General features: G+C 52.7%; 19 protein-coding genes. 3 read left to right on the top strand and 16 right to left on the bottom strand.

Going from position 1 to position 25030, the window contains the following annotated elements; all coding sequences use genetic code 11:
* Window positions 1–85 precede the first annotated feature (85 nt).
* The 11 genes from E6C60_RS01155 to E6C60_RS01105 all read right to left on the bottom strand — a co-directional run bounded on the left by E6C60_RS01155 (window position 86) and on the right by E6C60_RS01105 (window position 13338).
* Complete coding sequence (locus E6C60_RS01155) at window positions 86–1015, bottom strand: N-acetylglucosamine kinase (protein WP_138224083.1); 930 nt, start codon at window positions 1013–1015, stop codon at window positions 86–88.
* A gap of 12 nt (window positions 1016–1027) precedes the next feature.
* Complete coding sequence (locus E6C60_RS01150; RefSeq protein ID WP_138224082.1) at window positions 1028–2590, bottom strand: glycoside hydrolase family 3 protein; 1563 nt, start codon at window positions 2588–2590, stop codon at window positions 1028–1030.
* Window positions 2591–2608: 18 nt separating this feature from the next.
* Window positions 2609–3751, bottom strand: a complete 1143-nt coding sequence (locus E6C60_RS01145) for an exo-beta-N-acetylmuramidase NamZ family protein (protein ID WP_138224081.1) — start codon at window positions 3749–3751, stop codon at window positions 2609–2611.
* 63 nt (window positions 3752–3814) lie between these two features.
* Window positions 3815–5014 carry an anhydro-N-acetylmuramic acid kinase gene (locus E6C60_RS01140; RefSeq protein ID WP_138224080.1) on the bottom strand — a complete coding sequence of 400 codons (1200 nt, stop codon included), beginning with the start codon at window positions 5012–5014 and terminating at the stop codon, window positions 3815–3817.
* Window positions 5014–5874, bottom strand: coding sequence for a carbohydrate ABC transporter permease (locus tag E6C60_RS01135; protein ID WP_138224079.1), 861 nt, complete (start codon window positions 5872–5874; stop codon window positions 5014–5016). The genes E6C60_RS01140 and E6C60_RS01135 overlap by 1 nt, the downstream gene beginning before the upstream one ends.
* Before the next feature lie 17 nt (window positions 5875–5891).
* On the bottom strand, window positions 5892–6794 hold the full coding sequence (locus E6C60_RS01130) for a carbohydrate ABC transporter permease (RefSeq protein WP_138224078.1): 903 nt from the start codon (window positions 6792–6794) through the stop codon (window positions 5892–5894).
* Between the two features lie 109 nt (window positions 6795–6903).
* A complete protein-coding gene (locus E6C60_RS01125; protein ID WP_138224077.1) occupies window positions 6904–8334 on the bottom strand; it encodes an ABC transporter substrate-binding protein in 1431 nt (476 codons plus the stop codon).
* A 59-nt stretch (window positions 8335–8393) separates the two neighbouring features.
* Complete coding sequence (murQ, locus tag E6C60_RS01120; protein ID WP_138224076.1) at window positions 8394–9299, bottom strand: N-acetylmuramic acid 6-phosphate etherase; 906 nt, start codon at window positions 9297–9299, stop codon at window positions 8394–8396.
* A gap of 300 nt (window positions 9300–9599) precedes the next feature.
* Window positions 9600–10463, bottom strand: coding sequence for a MurR/RpiR family transcriptional regulator (locus tag E6C60_RS01115; protein ID WP_138224075.1), 864 nt, complete (start codon window positions 10461–10463; stop codon window positions 9600–9602).
* A gap of 105 nt (window positions 10464–10568) precedes the next feature.
* Entirely contained in the window at window positions 10569–11930 is a 1362-nt protein-coding gene (locus tag E6C60_RS01110; protein WP_407669125.1) for a (Fe-S)-binding protein, read from the bottom strand.
* Window positions 11923–13338 carry an FAD-binding oxidoreductase gene (locus E6C60_RS01105; protein WP_138224074.1) on the bottom strand — a complete coding sequence of 472 codons (1416 nt, stop codon included), beginning with the start codon at window positions 13336–13338 and terminating at the stop codon, window positions 11923–11925. Before E6C60_RS01105 ends, E6C60_RS01110 begins: the two co-directional genes overlap by 8 nt.
* Window positions 13339–13454: 116 nt before the next feature.
* Here E6C60_RS01105 and E6C60_RS01100 point away from each other — a divergent pair, with 116 nt between their 5' ends.
* Complete coding sequence (locus tag E6C60_RS01100; protein ID WP_138224073.1) at window positions 13455–14171, top strand: FadR/GntR family transcriptional regulator; 717 nt, start codon at window positions 13455–13457, stop codon at window positions 14169–14171.
* A gap of 202 nt (window positions 14172–14373) precedes the next feature.
* A complete protein-coding gene (locus E6C60_RS01095) occupies window positions 14374–15963 on the top strand; it encodes a sulfatase family protein (protein WP_138224072.1) in 1590 nt (529 codons plus the stop codon).
* 275 nt (window positions 15964–16238) lie between these two features.
* On the opposite strand, the gene galB is transcribed toward E6C60_RS01095, so the two are convergent.
* Both galB and E6C60_RS01085 read right to left on the bottom strand, forming a co-directional pair.
* Entirely contained in the window at window positions 16239–18665 is a 2427-nt protein-coding gene (galB, locus tag E6C60_RS01090) for a beta-galactosidase GalB (protein ID WP_138224071.1), read from the bottom strand.
* Between the two features lie 20 nt (window positions 18666–18685).
* On the bottom strand, window positions 18686–20194 hold the full coding sequence (locus E6C60_RS01085; protein ID WP_175415125.1) for a sulfatase family protein: 1509 nt from the start codon (window positions 20192–20194) through the stop codon (window positions 18686–18688).
* A gap of 124 nt (window positions 20195–20318) precedes the next feature.
* On the opposite strand from E6C60_RS01085, the gene E6C60_RS01080 reads away from it, so the two are divergent.
* A complete protein-coding gene (locus E6C60_RS01080) occupies window positions 20319–21176 on the top strand; it encodes an AraC family transcriptional regulator (RefSeq protein WP_175415124.1) in 858 nt (285 codons plus the stop codon).
* 139 nt (window positions 21177–21315) lie between these two features.
* Here E6C60_RS01080 and E6C60_RS01075 read toward each other — a convergent pair whose 3' ends face one another.
* From E6C60_RS01075 to E6C60_RS01065, 3 genes are read right to left on the bottom strand one after another with little or no spacing between them, the layout of a single operon-like run.
* Window positions 21316–22719 carry a sulfatase family protein gene (locus E6C60_RS01075; RefSeq protein WP_138224069.1) on the bottom strand — a complete coding sequence of 468 codons (1404 nt, stop codon included), beginning with the start codon at window positions 22717–22719 and terminating at the stop codon, window positions 21316–21318.
* Between the two features lie 21 nt (window positions 22720–22740).
* On the bottom strand, window positions 22741–24144 hold the full coding sequence (locus tag E6C60_RS01070; RefSeq protein ID WP_138224068.1) for a sulfatase family protein: 1404 nt from the start codon (window positions 24142–24144) through the stop codon (window positions 22741–22743).
* A complete protein-coding gene (locus tag E6C60_RS01065) occupies window positions 24141–25001 on the bottom strand; it encodes a helix-turn-helix domain-containing protein (RefSeq protein WP_138224067.1) in 861 nt (286 codons plus the stop codon). Before E6C60_RS01065 ends, E6C60_RS01070 begins: the two co-directional genes overlap by 4 nt.
* Window positions 25002–25030 lie beyond the last annotated feature (29 nt).

Raw genomic sequence — 25030 nt, 5'->3', positions numbered from 1 at the left:
GGCGGCTTACATGATCAAAAGGGTGTGTTCCAAGTCCAGACTGCAGGACTTGGAACACACCCTTCTCTTACTTTATTCATATGAATCACATGGATTTCCCGCTGAGGGCTTGTGATTGTGCGAGCAGAACCGCGCCATAGGCTGCATCATGAAGAGGCATGATCAGCTTGGTCTGCGGATAGCTCTGTGCAAGCCTCCGCTCCAATGCTTCTCTTACGAAACGGGATTGCTGCAATACGCTTCCGGCAGCTGCAACCGGGCTCTCATGTAATCTCAGCCGCTCTATAACAGGCACCACAAGCTCAAACAAGCGGGCCGCACACTGCTCAGCCAGCTGCAGCGCCAGGACATCTCCCTGCTCGCAGGCGGTCGTCATCAACGGGGCGAGACGGGCGATCTCTTTTTTCGTGGTGCTTGAATGATAGACAAAGCCGATAATTTCCTGCACCGTGCTCCGCCCGAGCTGCTCGTACACGAGCGCGGGAATGATTGAAGCTCCCTTCCTTCCGTCCTCTGTCTGAACCAGTATGGACAGAAGCTCCCGCCCAATAAAGTAGCCGCTTCCTCCGTCATCAATCAGATGCCCAAACCCTCCGGTGCGGTGCCGTTCTCCCTTGTCATTAACCCCGAAGCAGATGGAGCCTGTACCGGCAATCAGAATAATACCCTGCATATCATTGTGGGCTCCGTACAATGCGGTTTCCTGGTCACCGGTAATCGTTAAGGGACCTGTATATCCGTTCTCTCTGACCTGCTGTTCCAGATACCGGGCTACATCCGGGTGACTCACTCCCGCCGCTCCTATGCACAGATGAGCAATCTCCTCTAAATGCGTGCAGACCTGCTTGATGTGATGAAACATGTCCCGGAACGACGCGGCAATGGCTGTTGCGTCACCGCCGTTGTAATTAATAGGACCTGCCGTAAAGGTGCATACCACGACATTCTGATCCTGATGTGTTACCGTGACCGCAGTCTTGGTGCCGCCCCCGTCAATGCCAACAATAAATGCCATACCCCTCTCCTCCTACAGCTGAATCGTCATACGGGCAGCTGGAGCCACCTCACCTTTCAGGATCGGAACCAGCGATTTAAAGGCATCCAGGGTATACTCAAAGGCTGCAATGCCGCAGAACTCGCCTTCCAGGAGAGCTAGATCATAAGGCCGGCCTAATGTAATTGCCGTGACGCGGGCGCCTGCCGCCAATAGCTTCTCCACAAGTGATAGCTGGCCTTTATGTTCACGCGCATTGAACAGGCCAATAACAATATGCCCGTACCCTTCCGCCTTTTGCAGCATGGCCTTGATTTCCTCCTCATCGGGGTCGATCCTGAACATCTCATACGCTGCATCCCAATGCTTGCCCATATAGGAAGGAAAAGAAAGCTCCTCCGTTATGCTGCTGGAAGCCTGATCTGTCCGATAAGCATGGGAGCCCATAAACAAGACGTTCTGCTCTCCTTGTGGAATAGGGCTGATTTCCCCTTTAACAAGACAGATCGTTTCCAGGCGCATGCACTCATTCGCCCGGCGATGGGCTTCGCAGCCCACGATCTCATAATCCGGCTCCTCAATTATGGCAAACCGGGATTTGTAGGCTAAAATTTTGGAAACTGCGGCATCAATAACCGCCTCCTCCAAGTCACCCGCTGCTACCGCGTCTTCAATGAGATGCACCGCTTCTTTAACGACTGCGGCCGTATGGCTGATGAACACGAGATCTATACCTGCTTTGACGGCTCCTAGTGCTCCCTTTGCGGTCCCATAATAGCGCTTGATCGCATCCATTTCCAAGCAGTCCGATACCACCAGCCCGGTATATCCCAGCTTCTCTTTCAGCAGCTCGGTAATGATCGCATACGACATCGTTCCCGGTACACCCGACTTCTCGATTTGCGGAAACAAAATATGTGCACTCATGATGCCCTGCGCTCCTTGCTCGATCGCAGCCTTAAACGGCAGCAGCTCAAGCTGCTCCAATTGCTCAACAGTCTTATGAATGACAGGCAGGCCAATATGTGAATCAACGTCTGTATCTCCGTGACCCGGAAAATGCTTCAGCGAGGACATGACGCCTCCATCCAGCAGCCCCTTCATCATCTGAGTTCCGTACGCTGTTACGGTCTCCACAGAATCCCCGTAAGAACGGACGTTGATGACCGGATTCAGCGGATTGTTGGTCACATCCATCACCGGTGCAAGATTGAAATTGATGCCTAACGCTTTTAATTCTCGGGCTGTTATTCTGCCTGCTGTATACGCATGCTCAGGACGTCCTGAGGAGGCAATGGCCATAGCTCCGGCCACATTCGTGGCGTCCTTGGGCATTCGAGTTACCCGGCCGCCTTCCTGATCAATTGTAATAAAGCCCGGGATCCCTGTATGTGTGGTGAACCACTGCTGCAGCTCAGTCACCAGTGCGCCTAATTGACGCTTATGCTCGACGTTATGTGAGAATAGAATAATATTACCGACTTTATACTCCTCAATGACCTGCTTCAGCTCCAGAGACATCTCTGTAGAAGGGAAGCCTGTTACGATCATTTGTCCGATTTTCTCACGCAAGCTCATCTGTTCTATCGTTTTCATGCACCGCTTCACCATCCGCTAGTCATATAAATGATATGGCTGTTTCATTGCTGCAAATTGCCTGCTTTCCTCTGCAAACTGCTGAAGCAGCTGCTTGGCTTGAATATGCTCCGTCCGATATACACTGCTTCCACCCAGCAAATCGATAAATGGGCGGGAGCCTTCTTTCACGGGAGGGAGAAAGGCAAAGGACTCATACAAATCTCTTATCGTCAATAACAGGGTGACGCCAACCTCAATCGGCTTGACTTCATGCCGATCTGTAATATAGATCTGGACACCGCCGCACAGCTTCCCTGCATGCTTGGAGGAGGTCGGCTTGAAGTGCACAGGCCGAAAATAAACGCCTGGAATTCGCTTGGCATTCATCTCATCTGCCAGCTGCTGTGCCTGAATGAAGGGAGCGCCGATCATTTCAAAGGGAAACGTGGTGCCCCGTCCTTCAGAGCAGTTCGTCCCTTCAAATAAGCATGTTCCGGAATATAGCAGGGCCGTTTCATACCGCGGCATCCCCAGGGAAGGATGTACCCATATCAAGCCTGTGTCCGGAAAAGACATGCGCCGTTCCCAGCCTTCGAGACGCACAACACGAAGCGAAGCCTTCCAGTTCATTTGATCGTTGGCCATGACGGCCAGTTCACCTGCTGTCAAGGCGTACCGGACAGCCAGCTCGTAATTCCCGACGAAGGATGTAAAGCCCGGCTTCAATATATTCCCTTCAACATGAATCCCGTTCAGCGGGTTTACCCGATCAAGAACGACCATTTCTACACCCGCGGCAGCGCAGTCCTCCAGCGCATAAAGCATCGTATAAATGAAGGTATAATACCGTACACCCACATCCTGAATGTCATACACCAGAATATCAATTTCATCCAGCATGTCCTTCGTTAAACGTTTGGAATCTTTCCGATATAGGCTGTATACCGGAACGTCCGTGTAAGGATCTCTATACGTCTCTACAATCGCCCCGGCGTCCAGATCGCCGCGAACCCCGTGTTCAGGTGAGAACATGGCCGTGAGATTAAAGTTTTCATGGAAGATCGTAATGGTGGACCGGAAATGCTTGTCCAGCCCTGTGGGCGCTGTAATTAACCCTATACGCTTGCCCTCAAACCAATGACGATACTTGTGGATAGAATCGATCCCGTTCAGCACCATATTCCTCGAGACACCCCCTTACCCATCAAGATTATTGTTATTCCGCAGCTAACCTGCCCCTGGTCAGGGCCAGGAAATCTTGCCCATGACTGCGGGCTGCGATGCCCCCGTAACTTGTGGAATATTATTCGGCAGGCGCTTCATCGTATAATAGGCCAGCACCGCAAATGCCACGGCTTCCTTGGCATCACTATTGCCGCCAAGATCCTCCTGGGTCAGCACCTGCACGCCATAAGGAGCGAATAATTGCCGCAAATCGCGCAGCAGGGTTGGATTGTAGCTGCCCCCGCCGCCAATCAGCAATTGATGAGCCTGATGCTGGGGTGCAATATACCGTTCATAGCTGTCCGCAATGCTCCATGCCGTCAAGCGCGTAGAAGTAGCAATCACATCCTCAGCCTTCCAGTTACGCGCCTTCATCATCTCCACAATCTGATCCGCATATTGCTGTCCAAACCGTTCCCGGCCTGTTGATTTCGGCAGGGGCAGCGTATAATATTCATCCTGCTGCATCCACTCCAGTAGCGCATCAATGACTTGACCGCTTGCAGCAATGCTGCCGCCGGCATCCATCGTCATGGGAGGAAACAGCCTGGATACCAAGGCATCCATAATCATGTTTCCAGGTCCCGTATCGAAAGCGTACACCTCCTCCGGAGAAGCATTCGCAGGCAGAACGGTCACGTTGCCTATACCGCCGATATTTTGCAGCAGCGATGTGGTCTCCGGGTGGGCGAACAGCAAGTATTCAGTAAAGGGCACCAGCGGTGCCCCTTGTCCACTTGCCGCCATGTCAGCAACCCGAAAGTCGGAGACGCAGGGAATCCCGGTGCGGTTCGCAATTAATGCACCTTCGCCAATCTGAATCGTACAGTGCAGGTTATAGCCGTCCATCATGTTCTTTTCCGGAGCGTGGTAGATCGTTTGGCCGTGCGATCCGATGGCAGCAATCTGTGATGGCTCAAGTCCGCTCTGGTCGATGACCGATAACGCGGCCCGGGCGTAAAGCTCGCCCAGCCACATATTCATAGCGCCTACTTTATCGACCGTAGCCTTGGTTACATCAAACAGCTGAAATATCGAATTTCTGACATGCACCGGATATGGCGTGTTCTCAAAGGCCAGTAATTCCACTTCGATTCCATGCTCTTGTCCGGGCCTTTGCGCTATCTGAATGACCGCGGCATCTATACCGTCTACCGACGTTCCGGACATAAGGCCAACGAGGTAGGTTACATTGCGACTCGGAGAGGAGTGATTCATCAGCCCTTCACCGCTCCCACGGTTACTCCTTCAAGGAAATACTTTTGCAAGCTGAAGAACAGCACGAACATCGGCACTGCAGAAATTGTTGCTCCCGCCATCATAGGCGCAAAGTACGTCGTATTGGCAAAGCGGAAGTTTTTAAGGCCCACCTGAATCGTTTGCATGTCCATTGTATTGGTCACCAGGAATGGCCAGAAGAAGTCATTCCATGCTGCCATAAATGTCAGAATCGCGAGTACAGCCATGACGGTTTTGGACAGGGGCATAATGATATGCCAGAAGATTTTAGGCTGAGAACAGCCTTCAATTTTTGCAGCCTCAATAATTTCAACCGGAATGGAGGACATGAACTGCTTCACCAGAAAAATGTTGTACACCGTAACCAGGCTCGGCATAATCAGCGCCGTGTAGGTATTCTGCAATTCAAATATATTCACGATCAAGATATAGAGCGGAACCTGTGTTACTTGTGTCGGGATCATCATGGAGCCCAGCAGAATCGCGAACAAGATGTTTTTTCCTTTAAATTTCATTTTTGCAAAAGCATATCCCGCCAAAGTAGCGAAAAGTACGTTAGATACCGTAATGCACGCAGCCACAATAAAGGAATTGACGAGCCAGTCCCATGAATGCGGACTGAAGTTAAAGAAGAACGAATACGATTCAAATGAAATTTTGGAAGGGATGATCGAGTAGCTCATGGCCCCCGCCTCAACCGGATCCCCGAACGAGGAAATGATCATAAAGTAGATCGGAAAAATCGTCGCTGCGGCAAAGAGAAGCAGAAATGTAATGATCAGACCATTGCGGGCGAACAGAGACCCTTTGCTTTTAATACTATTGTTGAACAAACCCATCGGATTTCGCCCCTTTCTTAGTACTCTATATCTTTACCTAGAACCTTGAATTGGAAGTAGGAGATGAATGCAATAACAAGGGCCAGCAGCAGGGATTGGGCCGCCGCCTCACCAAACTCGAAATATGTGAACGCATTGTTAAAGATCAACAATCCTACCATGGTTGTGGAATGGTCTGGTCCGCCGCCTGTCATCAGATAGGCGTTCTGGAATACCTGGAAGGAACCAATGACCCCTGTAACCAGCAGGAACAGCGTTGTTGGCTTAAGGAAAGGAATAACGATAAACCACAGCTTTTGCAAAAAAGTCGCGCCGTCAATGTCTGCTGCTTCATAGTAGCTGTTATCAATTCCGAGCAGTGCAGCCAGATAGATAATTATTGCTGTACCATGACTGGAGAGCCAGGACATTAAGACAAGGGAGAACATGGCCGTCGCACTGGAGCCCAGCCAGTTCTGATTATCAATTCCAAAGAAGCCGACCACTTGATTGGCAATCCCCGATTTCAAGGGATCGAAGATCCACAGCCAAACCACCGCAAGCGAAACTCCTGACGCAACAGCCGGCAAATAGTATACCGCCTTGAAAATCGTCTGTGTTCTTTTCTTGAACGGGATAATGAGAATTGCGATCAGAAAGGACAGGAAAATATTAAACGGAACGGTTAACAGGGTGTACACTAAAGTGTTTTTCAGTGCTTTCCAGAACAGCTCGTCTGAAAAGGAGTTAACGAAGTTCTCCAGGCCGACATAGGTGGACCCCAGTGGACGATATTCCTGCAGGCTGATCATAAATGCATTGATGACCGGATAGGCGGTAAATAAGGAAAAAGCAATCAGCGCTACGGCGATAAACGCGTAACCCCAACCCGTGTCACTTTCGAGCTTTAATTTTTTTCGTTTGGTCAATATTTGATTCATTGGGCCGCACCTCTCTTCTTCAACAAAAATACCAGCTGCTGATTACACTTAGAAGGAAAGCTGTACGTGTGTAGTTACGTACAGCTTTCACAGGACAGTCTATGGAAGTCTAGTCTGCTACCACGCCATCTTCACCAAAGGATTTGATAGCAGCCGCTTTAACGGCATCGTACATCTCTTGCGGAGAAATTTCATTGGCAAGTAATGCCTGCAGTTTAGGGACGATGACTTCGGTCTCGATCTTAATCGCTTCAGCCGCCTTATCCGTTGGAATATCTGTACGAGCCGGAACCGCTTTAGCCATCATAGCCTCGTCGGCTTTCACATTATCTTCGTTACGAGGATATTCCTCGAGAACTTCCGAATTACGTGCAGATTCTGTGATTGGCGACAAGAACAGCTCATTGCTGTAGTTCGCCGCGATGGAACCGGAGGACAGGAAATGGATGGCCAGGCCGATATTCTTGACATGCTCCTCGGATGGCTCTTTTTTACCGCGCAGGGCAACGTAACCATCCACGACCGAGGTAGGAACGTAGTCAGCACCGTTGAAGGTTGGCACAGGCAGTACAATGTACTCGGCTTCAATGGAATCTGCTACGGCAGAACCATCATTTGCTTTGATTTTTTCATTGTTCAGTCGAGCAGAGTTCTCAAAGCTGGCCAGGCCCTTACCGGTGATCATCGTTTGGCCCGTCAGGAACATGTTCCAGCGCTTGCCGGCATCGATCGAGCTGAGCTCTTTAGGCATGGAGCCGTCATCAATCATTTGACGAATGGCTTCCAGCAGACCTAAGAAATTTTTGCTGGTATAGGTGAACTTCAGATCTTCATCGAAGTACTCCGGCAGTCCGGCGGATTTCGCCATGATGCTCAAGTAGTCTTTGGATGTTACGCCGGAAGTAGCGAAGACAAATCCGTAGCGGCTTGTTTCCCCGCTGTCACTTTTAACTACACCGTTATTGATGGCTTCACGGAATTCATCATAGGTCCAGCCATTTTGCTGAACGTTCTTCCAATCGACACCAGCTTCCTCCAGGAACTTCTTGTTACCCCCGATGGAGTGAATAGCCAGGTAAGCCGGCAAGCCATATTGAGCATCTCCCAATTGGAAGTATTTCATGGCCACCTCATCATAATCTGCCTTCACTTCGTCGGAGAGCACCGGATTCAGATCCAGAAGCACGTCCAGTGCTGCGTATTTGGAGATGGCTGTAGAGCCGACCCAGGCAATATCGGGAGGAGAGCCTGCGTTCACTTGTGTATCCAGCTTCTGCGTCATGTCCTCCCAGCTCGCCGGTTCGATTTTCAGTGTCAGGTGAGGATAGAGGGCATTAAATTCTTTTTCCATATCCGAAAAACGGGCCTGGTAATTCGCGGAGACCGGCGGCAGGAGTGCGGTAATGGTATCTTGCTCGGCACCGCCGCTGCCTCCTTGTCCGGCGTTCTCAGATTCTGCAGCGCTGCCTCCGCAAGCCGATAACAGCGAAACCATCATGATTGCTGACATAAATAACGTGAACACCTTTTTCGTTTTCATAACTAGCAGCCTCCTTTATTTTCAAAAAGCTCCACGGGGTCTTTCATACTTTCTGCTTGTTAAATCAGTGATACAATCGCTTGCTTCAGCCGTCCGCCATTTGCGTTCAGCGCTTGTTCTGCTGCCTTCGCCTCTAACCCCGTCTTGATCATCATGATGGCCAGCTTGCAATTCATGCCTGCCTTCTCCAGTGTCTCGGCAGCCGCTGCGGGATCGACGCCCGTCGTCTTCACGATAATGCGAATGGAGCGGTCGACCAGCTTGATGTTACTGGCCTTTAGATCCACCATTAAATTGTTATACGTTTTGCCTAACTTGACCATGGTACATGTTGTCAGCATATTGAGCACCAGCTTCTGCGCCGTGCCTGCCTTCAACCGGGTTGAACCGCTAATGACCTCGGGACCTACAACCGGTGAGATGCAAATATCTACGATGGGCTCAAGCTTGGAGCCTTTGTTGTTACACACACCGAGGGTTGCTGCTCCAAGCTGCCGGGCCTTCGTCAGTGCTCCAATCACGAATTTCGCACTGCCGCTTGCCGAAATGCCAACCACCACATCCCGGTCGGTTACACCAATACTCTCGATTAAGGCGACTCCCCCCTCTTCATCGTCTTCACAGCCTTCAACCGCATTCCGTAAAGCCGTGTCACCGCCAGCGATATATCCCTGCACCAGGGAAGGATCTGTACCAAAGGTAGGAGGACATTCAGAAGCATCTAATACCCCTAACCTTCCCGATGTGCCGGCTCCGATATAGAACATTCTCCCACCAGCAGACAGCCTGTGATGCAGCACGTCTACCGCCTTTGCAATCTGCGGAGTTTCTTTAGCGATGGCTGCGAATACCAGAGCATCTTGTTGATTCATTAACTGGACCATTTCTTCTGTGGTGCATTCATCAATCAACAAGGTGTCTGGATTCACGGCCTCTGTCGTTAGCCCCGCAAGGTAATCATTCATTGCCATCCCCCTTCTCAGCATCCAACGTAACACATGAATCACATTCTATGTTAGAATTATTAACATCTCTTTATAAACTTCATACTAATACACAACCTGATCACCGTCAATAGATTTTGAAATAAAATTTTATTAATGAATATTATTACGATTTTTTATTTCGAAAGGGTCATTCACATTTATACCACATAAATAAAGCGCTTACAAGTAGTCAGGGCAATTTCAATTTATAAATTGGACACAAAAAAGCACGGATCGAGAGGCTCGAACCATGCTTGTCTGCACTTATTCGGATAGCACCTAATATCGGAGCTTCTTTTTTAAAATATTATGGGTCTTGGTTAAGGACGCTTTAACCTGGTCGTACTCCGCACTCGCGACACCCGCAAACAAAATATCAATGATCGTCAGCATGGCGATGCGCGAGCCCATTGCGCCACTGCGAATGGTGATTTCAGGTGTTGATATGCTGAGAACAATATCCGCCCGCACAGCCAGCTCACTCTTATTGTATTTCGTAATCGCAATACAGGTAGCTTTGTTCTTCTGCGCAATAATCAGGGCATCAATAATATCACTGGTTGCCCCCGAGTTCGAGATGAAGATGGCAACATCCTCTTCTGTAAGTAAGGTGGCTGCTGTAAGCTGGCTGTGGCCATCCGTATAGGCATGACACATCTTGTTAATCCGGGAAAATTTCTGCTCGCCGTCCATCCCTACAATCCCGGAAGCCCCGATGCCAAAGAAAACAATTCTCTTGCTATGACACAGCACTTCCACCGCTTTTGCAATCTCTTGCCGGTCCACGACACGAAGTGTGTCTTCGATCGACTTGCAGTTATTCAGTGAGATGTTCGAAATAATGATCGAGAGGTCATCCCCTGGCTGAATATCGGTATACTGGGCTTTTGTATCCTCATCCAGCGAGCCTAAAGAAGCGGATATACTCACTATAAAATTGCGATAGCCGCTGTAGCCCATCGTTTTGCAGAAACGCAGGACGGAGGCATCACTGGTCTTGCTGGCTTGGGCCAATTCTTTGATTGACAAGTGAGGGATTTCCTCCTTGTTCTCCAGAATGTAATCCCCCACCAGTCGTTCCACCGGAGTCAAGCTGTCTCTCATGTCACGAATCTTGATTAATATATTGTCATTTAAATTCATAATCTACCTACTCAAGGTTTAATGAACATCGTAGATACTATCATAAACAACATAGACTGCCGATTTCAATAGCCAAACCCTGCGGGCTGTCTGAAATTCAAGAGGTTATTGCGATTTGACCATTCGCTCGTGTAAAAAATCAACAATATGCATCGCCTGCATGTCATGATTACATGAATGCTGTTCAATGCCCAGCTTCATCTGCAGCAGACAGCCAGGGTTACTCGTTAGCATGAAGCCCGCCTGCGTGTTATTGGCATGCTCCATTTTATGCTCAAGAATCGAGCCCGCCATCTCGGGCTGTACGATATTATAAATCCCGGCAGACCCGCAGCAGCGGTCCGCTTCTGCCATTTCCACGAATTCCGTATTAGCTACCTGCTTCATCAGCACGCGCGGGGCGCTGGCCCCTTTCATCACATTGCGCAGATGACAGGAGTCCTGATACGTCACTTTTAGCTTGCTGTCCTGCAAAGGAGCTTCAGGCTGTGCAAAGGTCGGAATTCGCCCCTTCTCAACGACCAGTGTGCTGACATCCACCACTCTTGAAGCGAACCATTGGGCTGGATCCCGGTACGCTGCATCCTCCTGCATCAGATGGTCATACTCCACAAGCAGTGCCCCGCAGCCGCCTGCGTTCGATACAATGTAGTCGATTTCCAGCTGTTTGAAGGTATCAATGTTCGTGGCAGCCAGCTTTCGGGCATCCTTCATTTCTCCACTATGGGCATGAAGCGCCCCACAGCAGACCTGGCTTTCAGGAATGTACACATCAAACCCGGCAGCAGATAGCAGCTCCACGGTGTTGACATTGGTATTTGCGAACATCACATCCATAATACAGCCGCGAAACAGGGCAACCTTGGCAATCGGCTCACCCTGGGCCGGATAAAAAGTACCAAGGCGCTCCACGACGCCCTTCGAGCTGGCCTCCGGCAGTACAGCCTCCATCTCCGATAGGGATCGGGGAAGCAGCTTCATCATGCCTGTGGAGCGCACGGCTCTTCGAAGGCCGGATTTCTGATACAGCGAGAGCGATCCTCCGAGCAGCTTCAAGCTGCCTCGTTTGGGGAACAGGTGCTTGAATACGGTTCGGCGAACGACCTTCACCGGCAGTGAGTGAGAAGCATGCTCCTCGATCGCTTCCCGGGTCTGTTCAATTAATTGACCGTACTTTACATCTGCCGGACAAGCCGGCTCACAGGCACGGCAGCCCAGACACAGACTCATCTGATCCTCAAACTGCTGGTCCGGCACCATAATGCCGTCCACCGCCGCCTTCATCATCGCAATGCGTCCGCGGGGAGAAGCAGGCTCCATGCCTGTTTCGCTAAAGGTCGGACAAGCCGGCAAGCAGAAGCCGCAGCGCATACAGTTCGTGAGCTGATCATAGTCCAGCTTCTCCAGTAACGTCCGGGCGAGAGGATTCTTATGCTGGACGGCCGGTTTTCCTGTTGTCTTATCCACGCTGTATCACCACCCTTTTCTTACGTTCCTTCGCAAATATTTTATCGGGATTCAGAATGTTCAATGGATCAAAAGCATGCTTAATGCCTTGCATCACTTCTATGCCGGCTTCTCCAACCTTCCATTCCAGATAAGGTGCTTTCACCACACCCACTCCATGCTCGCCGGTAATCGTCCCGCCAAGCTCAATAGCAGCCTCGAAAATTTCTGCAAATGCCTCCTCCACCCGATGCACTTCTTCCAGATCCCTTGCATCGGTCGTGGCCGTCGGATGCAGATTTCCATCCCCGGCATGCCCGAAGGTTGCGATATTTACATTGTACTTCTGAGCGATCGCGTTGGTCCGCAGAATCATTTCGGCAATCTTCGAACGGGGAACCGTGGCGTCCTCCAGAATGGTCGTCGGACGCAGACGGGCCAGTGCAGTAAATGCGCTCCGTCTGGCCGTCAGCAGCTGCTCCGCTTCCTGCCGATCCTGTGCGACCTCGATTCGGTCCGCCAGCTCTTCCCTGCAGATCTGCTGTATTTTCGCAATATCCCGCTCCACCACCTCAGGCTCCCCATCCTGCTCAATGATGAGAATAGCCGCCATATCCAGCGGCAGGCCGATGTTAGCGAAGTCATCCACCACCCGAATCGTCGGATGATCCAGAATTTCCAAGGTCGCCGGAATGATCTGCTGTTGAATGATGCTGGATACGGTACGCGCCGCGCCATAAATATCCTTGTACATGGCAACCATTGTTTTCTTGGTCTTGGGGTAAGGAATCAGCTTGAGAATCGCTTCTGTAATGACAGCCAGGGTTCCTTCCGAGCCCACCAGCAGCTTCGTCAGGTCGTATCCGGCAACGTCCTTGGTCAATTTCCCACCCGTAACCAGGATGGAGCCATCAGCCCGTACCGCGGTTAAGCCAAGCACATAATCCTTCGTTGTTCCGTACTTCAAGCCTCTTAGACCTCCCGAGCATTCAGCAATATTACCGCCGATGGTCGAGATCTTCATACTGCTTGGATCCGGGGGATAGAACAGCCCCAGTCCTTCCACATGGGAAATCAGTTGTCCGGTAATGACGCCAGGCTGGACTACGGCCGTCAAGTTGTCCAAATCTACTTCCAGAATGCGGTTCATGCGGTGCATGACCATCACAATGCCGCCTTGCAAGGGCACTGTACCTCCGCAAAGATTGGAGCCTGAGCCTCTCGTTACAACCGGAATTCGATGGCTGCTGGCAATTTTCATAATTTCTGAAACCTGCTCTGTGGACTTCGGATAAATAACACCATCAGGCAAAGCCTGCAGCATGGGCGTTCCGTCATAGGAATGGGCAATTAAAGCCTCCTGATCCGTCCGAAAATAGGTCTCTCCTACGCACTCCCTCAATTGTCTTACCGCTGTTTCATTCAACATGATCCATTCCTCCACCGTAAAATTGAACAGGTCATCTGATGACTTTGTATTGATAATAATGTATTAAAGTTGTACATTATAGTCAATAGTTATATCTTCGGGAGGTTGTACGTGGTATGGATCCGGTAAAGGTAGAAACGGAAAAAGGACATGAGCTTGTGCGCAAGGCTATTCTTGCCCAGATTGAAGAAGGCCGCCTGCTTCCGGGGCAAAAGCTGCCGTCTGTCGTAGACCTCAGCACCTCCTTTGGCGTAGGCCGCTCTACGATTCGAGAAGCGTTGAGCGCACTTAAGGCTACGGGCTGGATTCAGGTTAAGCATGGCGGAGGCACTTTTGTACATCAAGTGCTGCCCTCCTCACAGAGCAGCTCGCTGGATCCTTTTAAGGAATCGAAGAACGTTAAAGAATTACTGGAGGTCCGGATATGGCTTGAAAGCGGCAGTGCGGCATACGCGGCCGAGCGCCGGAACGAGGAGGATCTGAAGAAGCTAAAGCAGATTATGGCGCACATGGAGCAAGCGCTGGCCGCGAATGATACACGAATGAGTGAGCAAGCGGATATTGAGTTTCATCTGGCAGTAGCTGCGGCCTCCCATAACGAGCTGCTTAATACATTGATGAGCTCCCTCGCCTGCAGGCTGACCGAAACGATGGGCAAAACTCGTCAGCTGTGGTTTTTCAAAAACCAGTCTTCCGCCGCATTGCTACTACAAGAGCACCAATCAATATTTGATGCCATATCAGCTCAAGACAGCAGGCTGGCCAGCCAGCTCATCCAGTCTCATCTGCTTAAAGCGGCTGACGTACTGAACCAGGGGATCCTGCAGGACTAGTTCCTGACATTCATGCACTGAGCTTAACACCAAAAGGCTTTGCACGAGTTTATTTACTTTGTGCAAAGCCTTTTATACTATGTGCATCGAGCTTTTTCGATCCGCTTCTATTTAATTATAAAAGTGTTGACTATATATAAACGTAGGAGTATGTTTAATTTATACGTTCGTTATCGCCGCACAATCTATCATCATTAAAGGAGTGATCCCGTTGACGTCGAATGCCCGACCGCATGTGTTTTTTCTAATGTGTGATGAGCTTAGAGCCGACAGCCTGGGGTTCATGGGGAATTCTGTAGTTCAGACTCCTCATCTTGATGAGCTCTCCCGGGACTCTGTCATTTTTGAGAACGCCTACACGAACTGTCCGATGTGTGTCCCTGCTAGGGCCAGCATGATGACAGGACGCAATCCGCTGAGCAACGGCGTGCTGGACAATGCCATGAGGATGGTAGAGGATGAGAAGCCTCTTCCCGACCTGCTTCGCAAGAGCGGCTATACAACCACGATGTTCGGCAAGCTTCATGTCCACCGGACCCCGGAGGAATGCGGCTTTGATGAATTCAAGTTTGGATATCCGGACCCGAACACCAGCTTCCTCGGCATCCAGGACCCGGAGGTCCGCAAGAAGGCCACCTTCAAGAAGAATGAAGGCGATATCCCGTTGGTCATTCACGGCGAGAGCCCTACGCACCCGGATCAGACCTCATGCTCCCGTCTGACGGAGGACTACATTCAGCGCATGGAACGGATTGCTGCGGATGAGAAGCCGATCTTCCACTACCTGTCGCTGATGGACCCGCACACACCGTACATGCCGACCAAGCCTTACTCGGAGATGTATAACCCTGACGAGCTGCCGCTGCCGCAGAATGCCGGACGCACGCTGGCTGACAAGCCGATTACACAGCGCTACTTCCACAAGGTGCGCGGCTTTGACAAACTGAATGAAGAGGATTACCGCAAGAGTCTGGCCAGCTATTATGGCCTGGTCACCCATGTGGATGACCGCATCGGCAAAGTCATTGCCCGGCTGAAGGAGCTGGGGCTGTATGAGGATTCACTCATTATCTTCACTTCGGACCATGGATCGATGATGGGGGAGCACGGCTTTATCGAGAAATGGGGCCATATGTACGAGCCCGTCGTCCGCATTCCGCTGCTGGTCAAGCTGCCGGGCAATCTGAATTCCGGATCTCGTCTGGATACGTTCGCGGAAATCATCGACCTGCTGCCAACCGTTCTGGATGCAGCCGGGGTAGACATCCCGGAAGAGGTTCAAGGCATGAGCCTGCTGCCGGTCTGCCGGGGCGAGCGCAAAGTTCACCGGACGGAAGCGCACAGCCAGTATTTCTGCGGCTCCATCCACGTTGAGCCTGCCCTTATGATTCGGAATCATGACTTCAAGCTGACGGTGTATCCAGAGCAGGAGTCCATTCATGAGAAGCTGTATGGCGATCATTATCTAAAGTACTCTGCATTCTTTGATCAGCCGCTTGTAGAGGGAGAGCTTTACGATCTCCACAACGACCCTTATGAGGAGCGCAACCTGTTCGATGACCCGGCTTACGCACAGCAGCAAGCCCAGCTTCTGTCCAAGCTGACAGAGTGGAAGGCAGGGCTAGGCCCGCTGGCCGATTACCGGGGACTGAAGCAGGCGAATATGAAAACCCTGTACAAATTTATTCTGGATCAAGCGAACAACTGGACCAAAGTGTCGGATGCCTTGAAGGCAGACCAGGGACTGACCCAGTGCGCCAGACAGAAGAGAGAAATCTCCGTAGAACTCTAAAAAAGCATTGTTCGCTACCCGGATATCAGCATCCGGGTAGCGTACAGATCAAAAGCGCCGGAATCCTGATAATTCACTCGGATTCCGGCGCTTTTTAAATGAGACGGTATCAAATAAAAAAAAGATGACCTCTACAGAAAACAGAGGTCATCTACGTGCTCACTCTATAAAACTTTCTACAATCCAAGCCACGATCACATTCAAAGCCTAGATATTGGAATTGGAACTTCATACGGTGGCTTGTCAGCCTGACTGCTGACTATCCGCCGCGGCCGTCAGATATGGCAAGCGATGTCCAGTCTTCCGGACTGGAGCGACGGCACCTCGGCAAGGATCACTGCGTTCCCTCCCTCCCCCGCCCTGGACCGCACAATAACCAGGCATTTGCCGTGGAACGCCTGCATGTCACGGGCACTGAAGGGAATGATGCTGGTGGGGTCGCCGTTATCTACGGCTGCAATTTCACCCGGTCCCTGCAGCAGGAAGGATACGTTGTGATCAGCATGGGGACAGAGTTTTCCCTGTTCATCTACAATGCTCACTGTAATAAAGGACAGGTCCTCTCCATCCGCCTGAATGACAGTCCGGTCCGCCTCCAGCAGAACGCGGGCTGGCGCTCCGGCAGTATGGACCTCATGTGTCATGACCTGTGATCCGTCTTTATCATACGCGATGACCGACAGCACCCCGGGCTCATAAGGTACCGCATCCCAGCGCAGACGGTAGCGCTCCGGCAGCGAAGCCGGGGATTTGTGCCGGATGCCAAGGGATTGTCCGTTCAGGAACAGCTCGGCAGCCGGATAAGTCGTGTAGCAGACCACAGGAATCGGTCTGCCTTCCTCCCCTTCCCAATTCCAATGCGGCAGCAGATGCAGCATCGGCTTCGTGCTCCACTGGCTCTGGTACAGATAATACCGATCCTTGGGAAACCCGCATAAGTCCACAATGCCAAAATACGAGCTGCGGCTCGGCCACTCTGTCCGGTAAGGCGTCGGCTCGCCCAGATAATCGAACCCGGTCCAGACGAATTCGCCCAGCATATACGGCAGATCGTCCTGGGCCATAAACTCCTGATCCGGTGTCGTCCCCCAAGGCGGAGCACTCAGATCATAGGAGCTGGCCTGCAGATCCCGCTTCGGCTCCATGGGGATCTCTTTGACGGCAGGCAGGTGATACACACCCCGGGAGCTTACCGTTGAAGCCGTCTCGCTGCCGTACATGATCCAGTCCGGATGCTGTCGATGATATTCCTCATACCGGTGCGGCTTGTAATTCCAGCCCGGGATGTCGACAGCGGCCGCCAGGCCGTTCGCAATGGCATCATCGGACATGCTGAAGCCTGCGGTCACAGGACGGGTCGGGTCTGCATCATGGGCAATGGCGGTGAGAAAAGCTGTCGTGGAGGCCCCGCTCTCCAGCCGCTGCTCGCGCATCTCGTTCCCGATGCTCCACATGATAATGGAGGGATGGTTGCGGTCGCGGGTGATCATAGCCCGTAAATCTTTTTCCGCCCAATCCTGGAACAGCCGGTGATATCCGTTCTGCACCTTCCCTTCACCCCATTCGTCGAAAGCCTCATCAATGACCAGCAGCCCCATCTCATCACATAAATCGAGAAGCTCCGGTGCCGGCGGGTTGTGGCTCATCCGAATGGCGTTGCAGCCCATGGCCTGCATCAGCTCCAGCTGCCGCTCCATGGCTCTTACGTGGACAGCCGCTCCCAGCGGACCCAGGTCATGATGCAGGCAGACCCCTTTCAGCTTGAGCCGCTTCCCGTTCAGCTGAAACCCTTCCTGCGCGTCAAAGGAAATGCTCCTTATGCCAAAAGGCGTCTCGTACCGATCCACCTCCTCCCCGTTCAGCAGCAGCATAGAAACCGCCCGATAGAGCCGAGGGTGCTCCGTACACCACAGCTCCGGATGCTCAACATAAAGATGCTGCTCAAGCTCCGCCTGGCCGCTGATCTGCTCAATAATAGTGTCTTCAGCGCACATATGGCCGCTCGGATCAAGCAGCTGCGTGACCAGCTGGGCCAGAGCCGGCTGGGCCCCGGTGCTACTTACGCTCGTACGGATGTTAATGGCTGCGCCCTGCTCTGTTACCTCAGGCGTCGTAATATAGGTACCCCAAGGATTGACATGCAAGGATTCCTTGATGACCAGCCTGACCTGCCGGTAAATGCCGGCTCCGGGGTACCAGCGGGATGCGCTGGGCAGTGAGCAGACCTGCACCGCCAGCACATTATCTTCGCCATAGATTACATGGTCGGTGAGATCGAAGACAAAGGATGTATAGCCGTAGGGCCAGGACCCGCAGGATACTCCGTTCATATACACGGTGCTGTTGGACATCACCCCGTCGAACTCCACCGTAATCCGCCGGCCTTCCCACATCTTCGGGATCTTTAGATGCTGGCGGTACCAGCCCATCCCGACGATCGGAAGCGCCCCGGTCCGGCCGACATGCGTAATGTGGTCTTTAATGCCATCCTCCATCACGGAATTGACATGGACATCATGATCCTCGTGAAAGGGTCCTGCAATGGCCCAGTCATGCGGTACCCGGACCGTCTCCCAGCCGCTGTCATCCAGGTGAACCTGATATCCCCGCAGCGGATCGGCCTCCTCCAGCGCATGGCGTGTAAATTTCCAGCCATCCTTCAGCGGGATGATCTGCCTTCCCTGTCTGGCTTCATCGGTCATGGCGGTCTCCTCCCTCACGGTTACGCTCCAAAAATCCGCGGCATCGGCATCGGCTCAATGCCCAGCTCCGCCCATGCATATTTGAGCAGCAGCTCGCTTTTCAGCTGCTGACTGTCCGGATCATCCCATACATTGTTCAGCTCCTGCGGGTCCTGCTGCAGATCGAACAGCTCGCCATAGGTCTGGTTATAATACACCGTCAGCTTGTAGCGGTCATTGACATAGGATTTTTGATGGATCGTCGTCGGCTCATGCCGGAACTCGCACAAAATGTGATCCCGGGCACGGCTCTTGCGTCCCAGCCACACCTCGGATTGATCCACACCCGTCATCTGAGGGGGAATCTTGAGGCCGGCAAGGGACAACAGGGTTGGCGCCAGATCCACCAGCGATACCATCGCATCGCTCTGCAAATCCGCTTCCACCTGTCCCGGGTACCGGACAATGAACGGAACCTTGATCAGATCCTCATACATGAAGCCGCCCTTGGCCTGAAGCCCATGCTGGCCGAAGAAATGTCCATGGTCTGAGGTGAAGACGATGATCGTATTGTCCGCCAATCCCAGCTCGTCCAGAGAATCCAGAATACGGCCAATGTATTTATCCATCATACTGACCATGCCATAGTAGGTTGCTACCAGCTGCTTGCGTTCCTCCTCCGGCAGCAGATGGGAGTGGTATCCATGAATGGACTGGCCGCTCTCGCGCAAGGAAGAGAAATCCGGAGAGGCCTGCTGGGTTTGGCCAAAATGCGGCGGATTGCGGTCATGCTCTCCCGGCACAACAGCCGGAATGCTCAGCTCATTGGGATCATACATCTTATCCCACGGCGCCGGCACCAGATATGGCGGATGCGGATCAAAGAAGCTCGCCCAGAGGAAAAAGCTCTCGTCCTCCTGCTGGTAGCGCTGCAGCTGTGCCTCAGTTCGCTCGGCAATCCAGGTGTTATAGTGGTATTCCTCCGGAATGTCCCAGGTGTGCTGCTTCTTGGGATCCATGGTGCCGGTAGGCGCCATGAAATAATCTCTCCAATGGGTGCAGCCCTTCTCCTCCAGCCAGATGGCATAGTGCTGTCCAACGTGCGCCTCATTCGTATGGTTCCGGGCCAGCTCCACGTGGTTAAAGCCGTAGAAATTCTCGTTAAACTGCCGCCAGAACTCCAGGTCCTGCAGCAGCGGATACGACTCCAGCGATGGATACTCCTCCGTGCTGCGCAGCGGCTGAAAGTGAGCCTTTCCAATCAGTGCAGTCTGATAGCCCGCGCTCTGGAAGGAGTCACCGACGACCTCCCGGTCCTCCATAAGCTTGGTCCCGAGCGTCCAGGCCCCATGCTGGCTCGGGTACTGGCCTGTGATGATCGATGCGCGTGTCGGGGTGCAGGTCGGGTTGGGACAATAGGCACGCTGAAAGGTAGTACCCTCCCGCACGAGCCGGTCCAGATTCGGGGTGGACAGCTCCGGTTGAAAAGCTCCGATCGTATTCCAGTGCTGCTGGTCACTCGTGATTAGCAAAATGTTGGGCTTCTTCATGATTTCACTCCTTACATTTCTTGTTCTTATCCATGATCGTATAGCCAACTCTCCCTTTAATACATGCCAAAATGTTATAATAATGTACAAAATGTTAGCTGTAAGCCAAAGGGGAGAAGAGCATATGAAGCTGGAGGAGAATCCGCAGGAGTATGCCGACGTCCGGCTGCAGGTGCCCAGTGAGTTCCAGCAGCGGAGCGGCCTGTGTCTGCTGCGCTCCGGCATGAGCCGGACCAAGCCTCATTACGAGATCGGACCGCGGAAATTAATTCACTACAGTTTGCATTTTGTCATTAAAGGCACCCTGGAGCTGCAGGACGAGAATTCCACCTACCTTCTGGAAGCCGGCACGATGTTCTGCTTGTTCCCGGACATCACCTACCGCTATAAAAAAGCCTCCGACAAGCCGCTGGAGCTATGCTGGCTCTTACTCGACGGCTTCCTGGTACGCCCTGCCCTTTCCATGCTCGGCATTCAAGAGCACAAGCCCTTCGCCGTGCAGCCCTGGGGCCAGCAGATGAAGCTGCTGCATGAGCGCATTCATCACACCGTCGGCAAAGACTCGCCGCTGCTGCAGCAGAGCCTGCTGTACGAGCTGCTGCAGCTGCTGCAAACCACCCAGGAGAGCGGAGCCGGACGCGAGCCTTCCGCATGGCTGGAATACTGCGCGCTCTACATGCAGCTGCATTATTCCGAGCCGCTGCGCGTCGAGGCGCTCGCTGTAGAGGCGGGAGTGCACCGGTCGTATTTTTCCGCTGCCTTCCGCAAGCATTTCGGTCAGTCGCCCAAGCAGTACCTGACCTCCATCCGCATGAAGAAAGCGCTGGAGCTGCTGGAGAGCCCCGGCCTGCCCATCCAGGAAATTGCCCTGACCGTGGGCTATCCCGACCTGTTCATGTTCACACGCGCCTTCACCTCCTACTTCGGCGAGGCGCCGACGGAGTACCGGAAGCGGGGCACCCGCTCCGGCGAACCGGATTAGCAGCCCTGAGTCGAAAGCGCCTGCCCTGCACCTGAACTCCCAATGAATCGCAAGCCCAAAAAAGCCGCCCCCCCTTCCTCGGGAGAGCGGCTATAGAACCGGCAGCGGAACGGCTGCCCGCGGATACGATGGTACAGGGTTAAATCTCCGGTGTTCCGATATTCCACGGAATGTTCCATTTCGGAATCGCCCGGTACATGTGGTTCAGGATAATGCGGGTGCCTTCGAGCTTATGCTGCTGATAGCTCGGATCATCCCACAGATTGGTAGTCTCCTTCGGATCCTGCTTCAGATCGTACAGCTCGCCGTAATCCCGGTCCATATAGTGCACGGTCTTAATGCCGTTATAGATGCAGCCCTTGATTGCACCGGCTTCCATATAGACCGCATCTCTGACCTTGATCTCCTTGGCATGATCCCAGTAGCCGTTGTACGAGAAGCCAGACAGCTCCTTTGGCACCTGGGCTTCAGCAGCTTCCAGGCAAGTGGCTGCAATGTCGATATTCAGCACCTCATCCGTAATTTCCATGCCTTTGAAGCCCTTGATCGGCGGCTTCACGAACAAGGGAACACGCATCAGGCTGTCACTCAGGCATTGCAGCTTCTCCACCATGCCGAAGTCGCCCATAAAATCGCCGTGATCCGAGGTATAAATAATGAGCGTATCCTCGTACATATCATGATCCTTCAGCATTTGGATCACTTCGCCGATCTTCTGATCCATCAACGTAATGTTCGCGTAGTAGGAGCGCTTCGTTTTCTTGAACTGTTCTTCGGTGAAGTCCTTCAGATATATTTGGGCATAGGAATCCATGCCCTTGAATTGAGGCGGCTTCTGGTCCAGCTGCTCATAGGTCGTCTCCGGAGACGAAAGGCCATCCAGCTCATACCGATCCGCATACTCTGTGCCTTCCAGATCGTAAGGATGATGCGGGCCGGAGAAGGACAGCGTGAAGAACCACGGCTTGGCGTCCGCGTCTGGCTTTTCTTGAAGCTTTTTTCCCAGCCAGGTCTTGCCCAGCTCTCCTAAGAAATCATCCAGATGATACTTCGTATCCACGTTCCACCGGCCGCCGCTGATGAATTCCCGCGTGTACACCGATTTGCGGTCGATGCCGTTTTGCTCAAGGAAATCCAGGTACGGCTGAATATACTGATTCTCGGCGAACGCGCCGTGGCCATCAATGATCATCTCATCATCAAAGCCCCGCCGGATCTCGGAGCCTGCAAAATGCTGCTTGCCGACCACCGCCGTATGATAACCCGCCTCCTGCAGCCGAGTCATAAAGGTCGTCTCCTCTGCTGGCAGCTGGGTGATATAAGAAGGGCACTGACATTCCGACGGGAATTTCCCGGTCATAATCGCAGCCCTGGAGGGCACACAGGACGGGTTGGCACAGCGGGCGTTACTAAAGAACACGCTATCCTGAATCAGGTTATCCAAGTGGGGCGTATGTACCTCGGGATTAATGCAGGAAAAGGTATCATTGCGCTGCTGGTCAGTCATTAGAAATAAAATATTCGGTCTTTTTTTGATGGACATATCAGGTTGACTCTCCTTCTGCTATATTTGTGGAGCTTTGTCATTCCAGGGCATATGAGAGCGCTCTCCAAGTGCCAGCAGCTCATCCATCAGCAAGGACTTCAGCTGCTCCTTCACGCCAGAGGCGCTCGCATTCTCCCACAGATTATGCCGTTCCCAAGGGTCCTCCTTGAGGTGATACAGCTCGCCGTACGGACGTCCCCGGTAATAGACCAGCTTCCATGACTCATTCCGTACCGCGCGCAAATCTCCGGCTTCCAGGTACACGATGTCCTTGACCGGCCTTTTAGCACCCGACTTCCAGAACGGGCTGAGGTCTACACTGTCCATATTGCCGGGCACCTGTGCGCCTGCGGCGCTCAGGCAGGTCGCTGCAATATCGAGATTGGAGACGAAGGCCTCCTCGGTTCTGCCCGTAAATCCGGAAACCGGCGGCTTGATGAGAAACGGAACGCGCATCAGCACCTCGGACAGGTACTGGCCCTTGCCCATCATCCCGAAATCGCCCATATATTCCCCGTGATCGGATGTAAACAGAATCAGGGTGTTGTCATATTCGCCGGCGGCCTTCAGCTCGGTGATCACCTCGCCGATCTTTTGGTCAATAAGACTCATGTTGGCATAATAGGAGAGCCTTGTCTCTCTCAGCTCCTGCTTCGTCATCCCGTTTGCCATAGCCCCGCCGGGATTTCCCTGCCCCGTGACGAGCTGCTGCCTAAAGTGCGGCGGCTTGCTGTCCAGATCGCTCTCTTCGGTCAGCGGCAGGTCGATGTCCTCCAGCCGGTAGCCTGTCTCCTGCGGCAGTCCCGCTCCGTCAAAAGGCATATGCGGACCGGGGAAGGACAGGCAGCAATACCAGGGCTGTCCCTTAGGCCGCTGGTGCCTTAGCCAGGACTTGCCCAGCTCGCCGATATAATCGTCAATATGGTACCTGGCCTCCGCAATCCAGCGCTGGCTGTAGCGGTTCACCCGCTCGCTGAGCTGTGAGGTTCTGGTGAAGCCCGCAGCTTTCAGAAACTTCATGTATGAGGTCTCCGACTCTCCCTCGATGTCCCAATCCCCCGGCCCGTGCAGGTCGATAATATCGGCATGATCATAGCCCCGATCAATGAGCGAATCCCCAAAATGCTGCTTGCCCAGAACCGCGGTATAGTAGCCTTGCTGCTGCAGCAGAGATGTAAAGGTCACCTCATGAGGGGGGAGATGGGTGATATAGGTTGGAGCACCGCACTTGCTGGGATAACGCCCGGTTATAATAGCCGCTCTTGCCGGTACACAGGACGGATTCGTCGTATAGGCCCGCGTGAAGGAGATTCCTTCTCGTGCCAGCTGATCCAGGTGCGGGGTTCTTACCGCAGAATTGACGGTGCCCAGCGTGTCGAACCGCTGCTCATCGGTCATGATGAACAAAATATTAGGTCTCAAGCCTGTTCGCCTCCCCGCTCCTTAACGCCCGATCCGGTGAAATCGCCGCTGGAGGTGTAATCGTAATATCCTTTTTTCAAAAAGGAAGTGGGATTGGTGCCCGTGACCTGCTTGAATACACGCGTGAAATAGTACGGATTCGAGTAGCCTAGCTTCTCGCTGATCTGCGAGATGTTCATGGAGCTTTCGCTGAACAAGCGGATCGCTTCCTTGATCTTCTGCTCCATGATGTACCGCTGGATGGACAGACCCGCCGTCTTCGAGAACACCCGGCTGATATAGGAGTAATTCATCGAGAGCGACTGGGTTAAGTCCGTCGAGCGGATTTCCTCGTGAATATGGCTGTGGACGAACTTTTTTACGTCGGTGACCAGCTTCTGATTGCCGCTCTTCCTCCGGTTCATTTCCCGGTACAGATCCAGCAGCAAATCCAGCGTGCCGACCTTCAGCTTGAGGTCATCATAATCCGAGCCGCTGATATAGTGGTCCAGCAGCTTGGTCAGCCGGACCGAGGTGCGCTGGTAATCCTCCACCTCCAGCCATTTCATTTCTACCGAGCCCGGGGTAACGGCTTGCGCCGGCGTGAACGTAATCCAGTTCCACTCCGAGCCCGCCTGGGTTTTCTTATGGCCGTAATGCCGGACACCGTGCTTCATGAAGAACACCTGTCCGGGGCCGATGTAGTACTCTTCGTCAGCCTCAATAATATGGACGAGCCCTTTTCTGACGAAAATGAGCACATCACTGTCTACGATCCGGTCCATATGGGCCCAGACGTCTTGAGTGCGAAACAGCCCCATATTTTGTACGTCGGGAAGAGCATCCAGATTGAATCGAACGCCGTTTATCACCGGCACTCACCTCCTTCTCCTTACCTTGAAGCCGC

Origin of the sequence: Paenibacillus algicola (assembly GCF_005577435.1) — a bacterium.
Lineage (GTDB): Bacteria > Bacillota > Bacilli > Paenibacillales > Paenibacillaceae > Paenibacillus_AQ > Paenibacillus_AQ algicola.
This window is presented reverse-complemented; position numbering and strand designations above follow the sequence as displayed.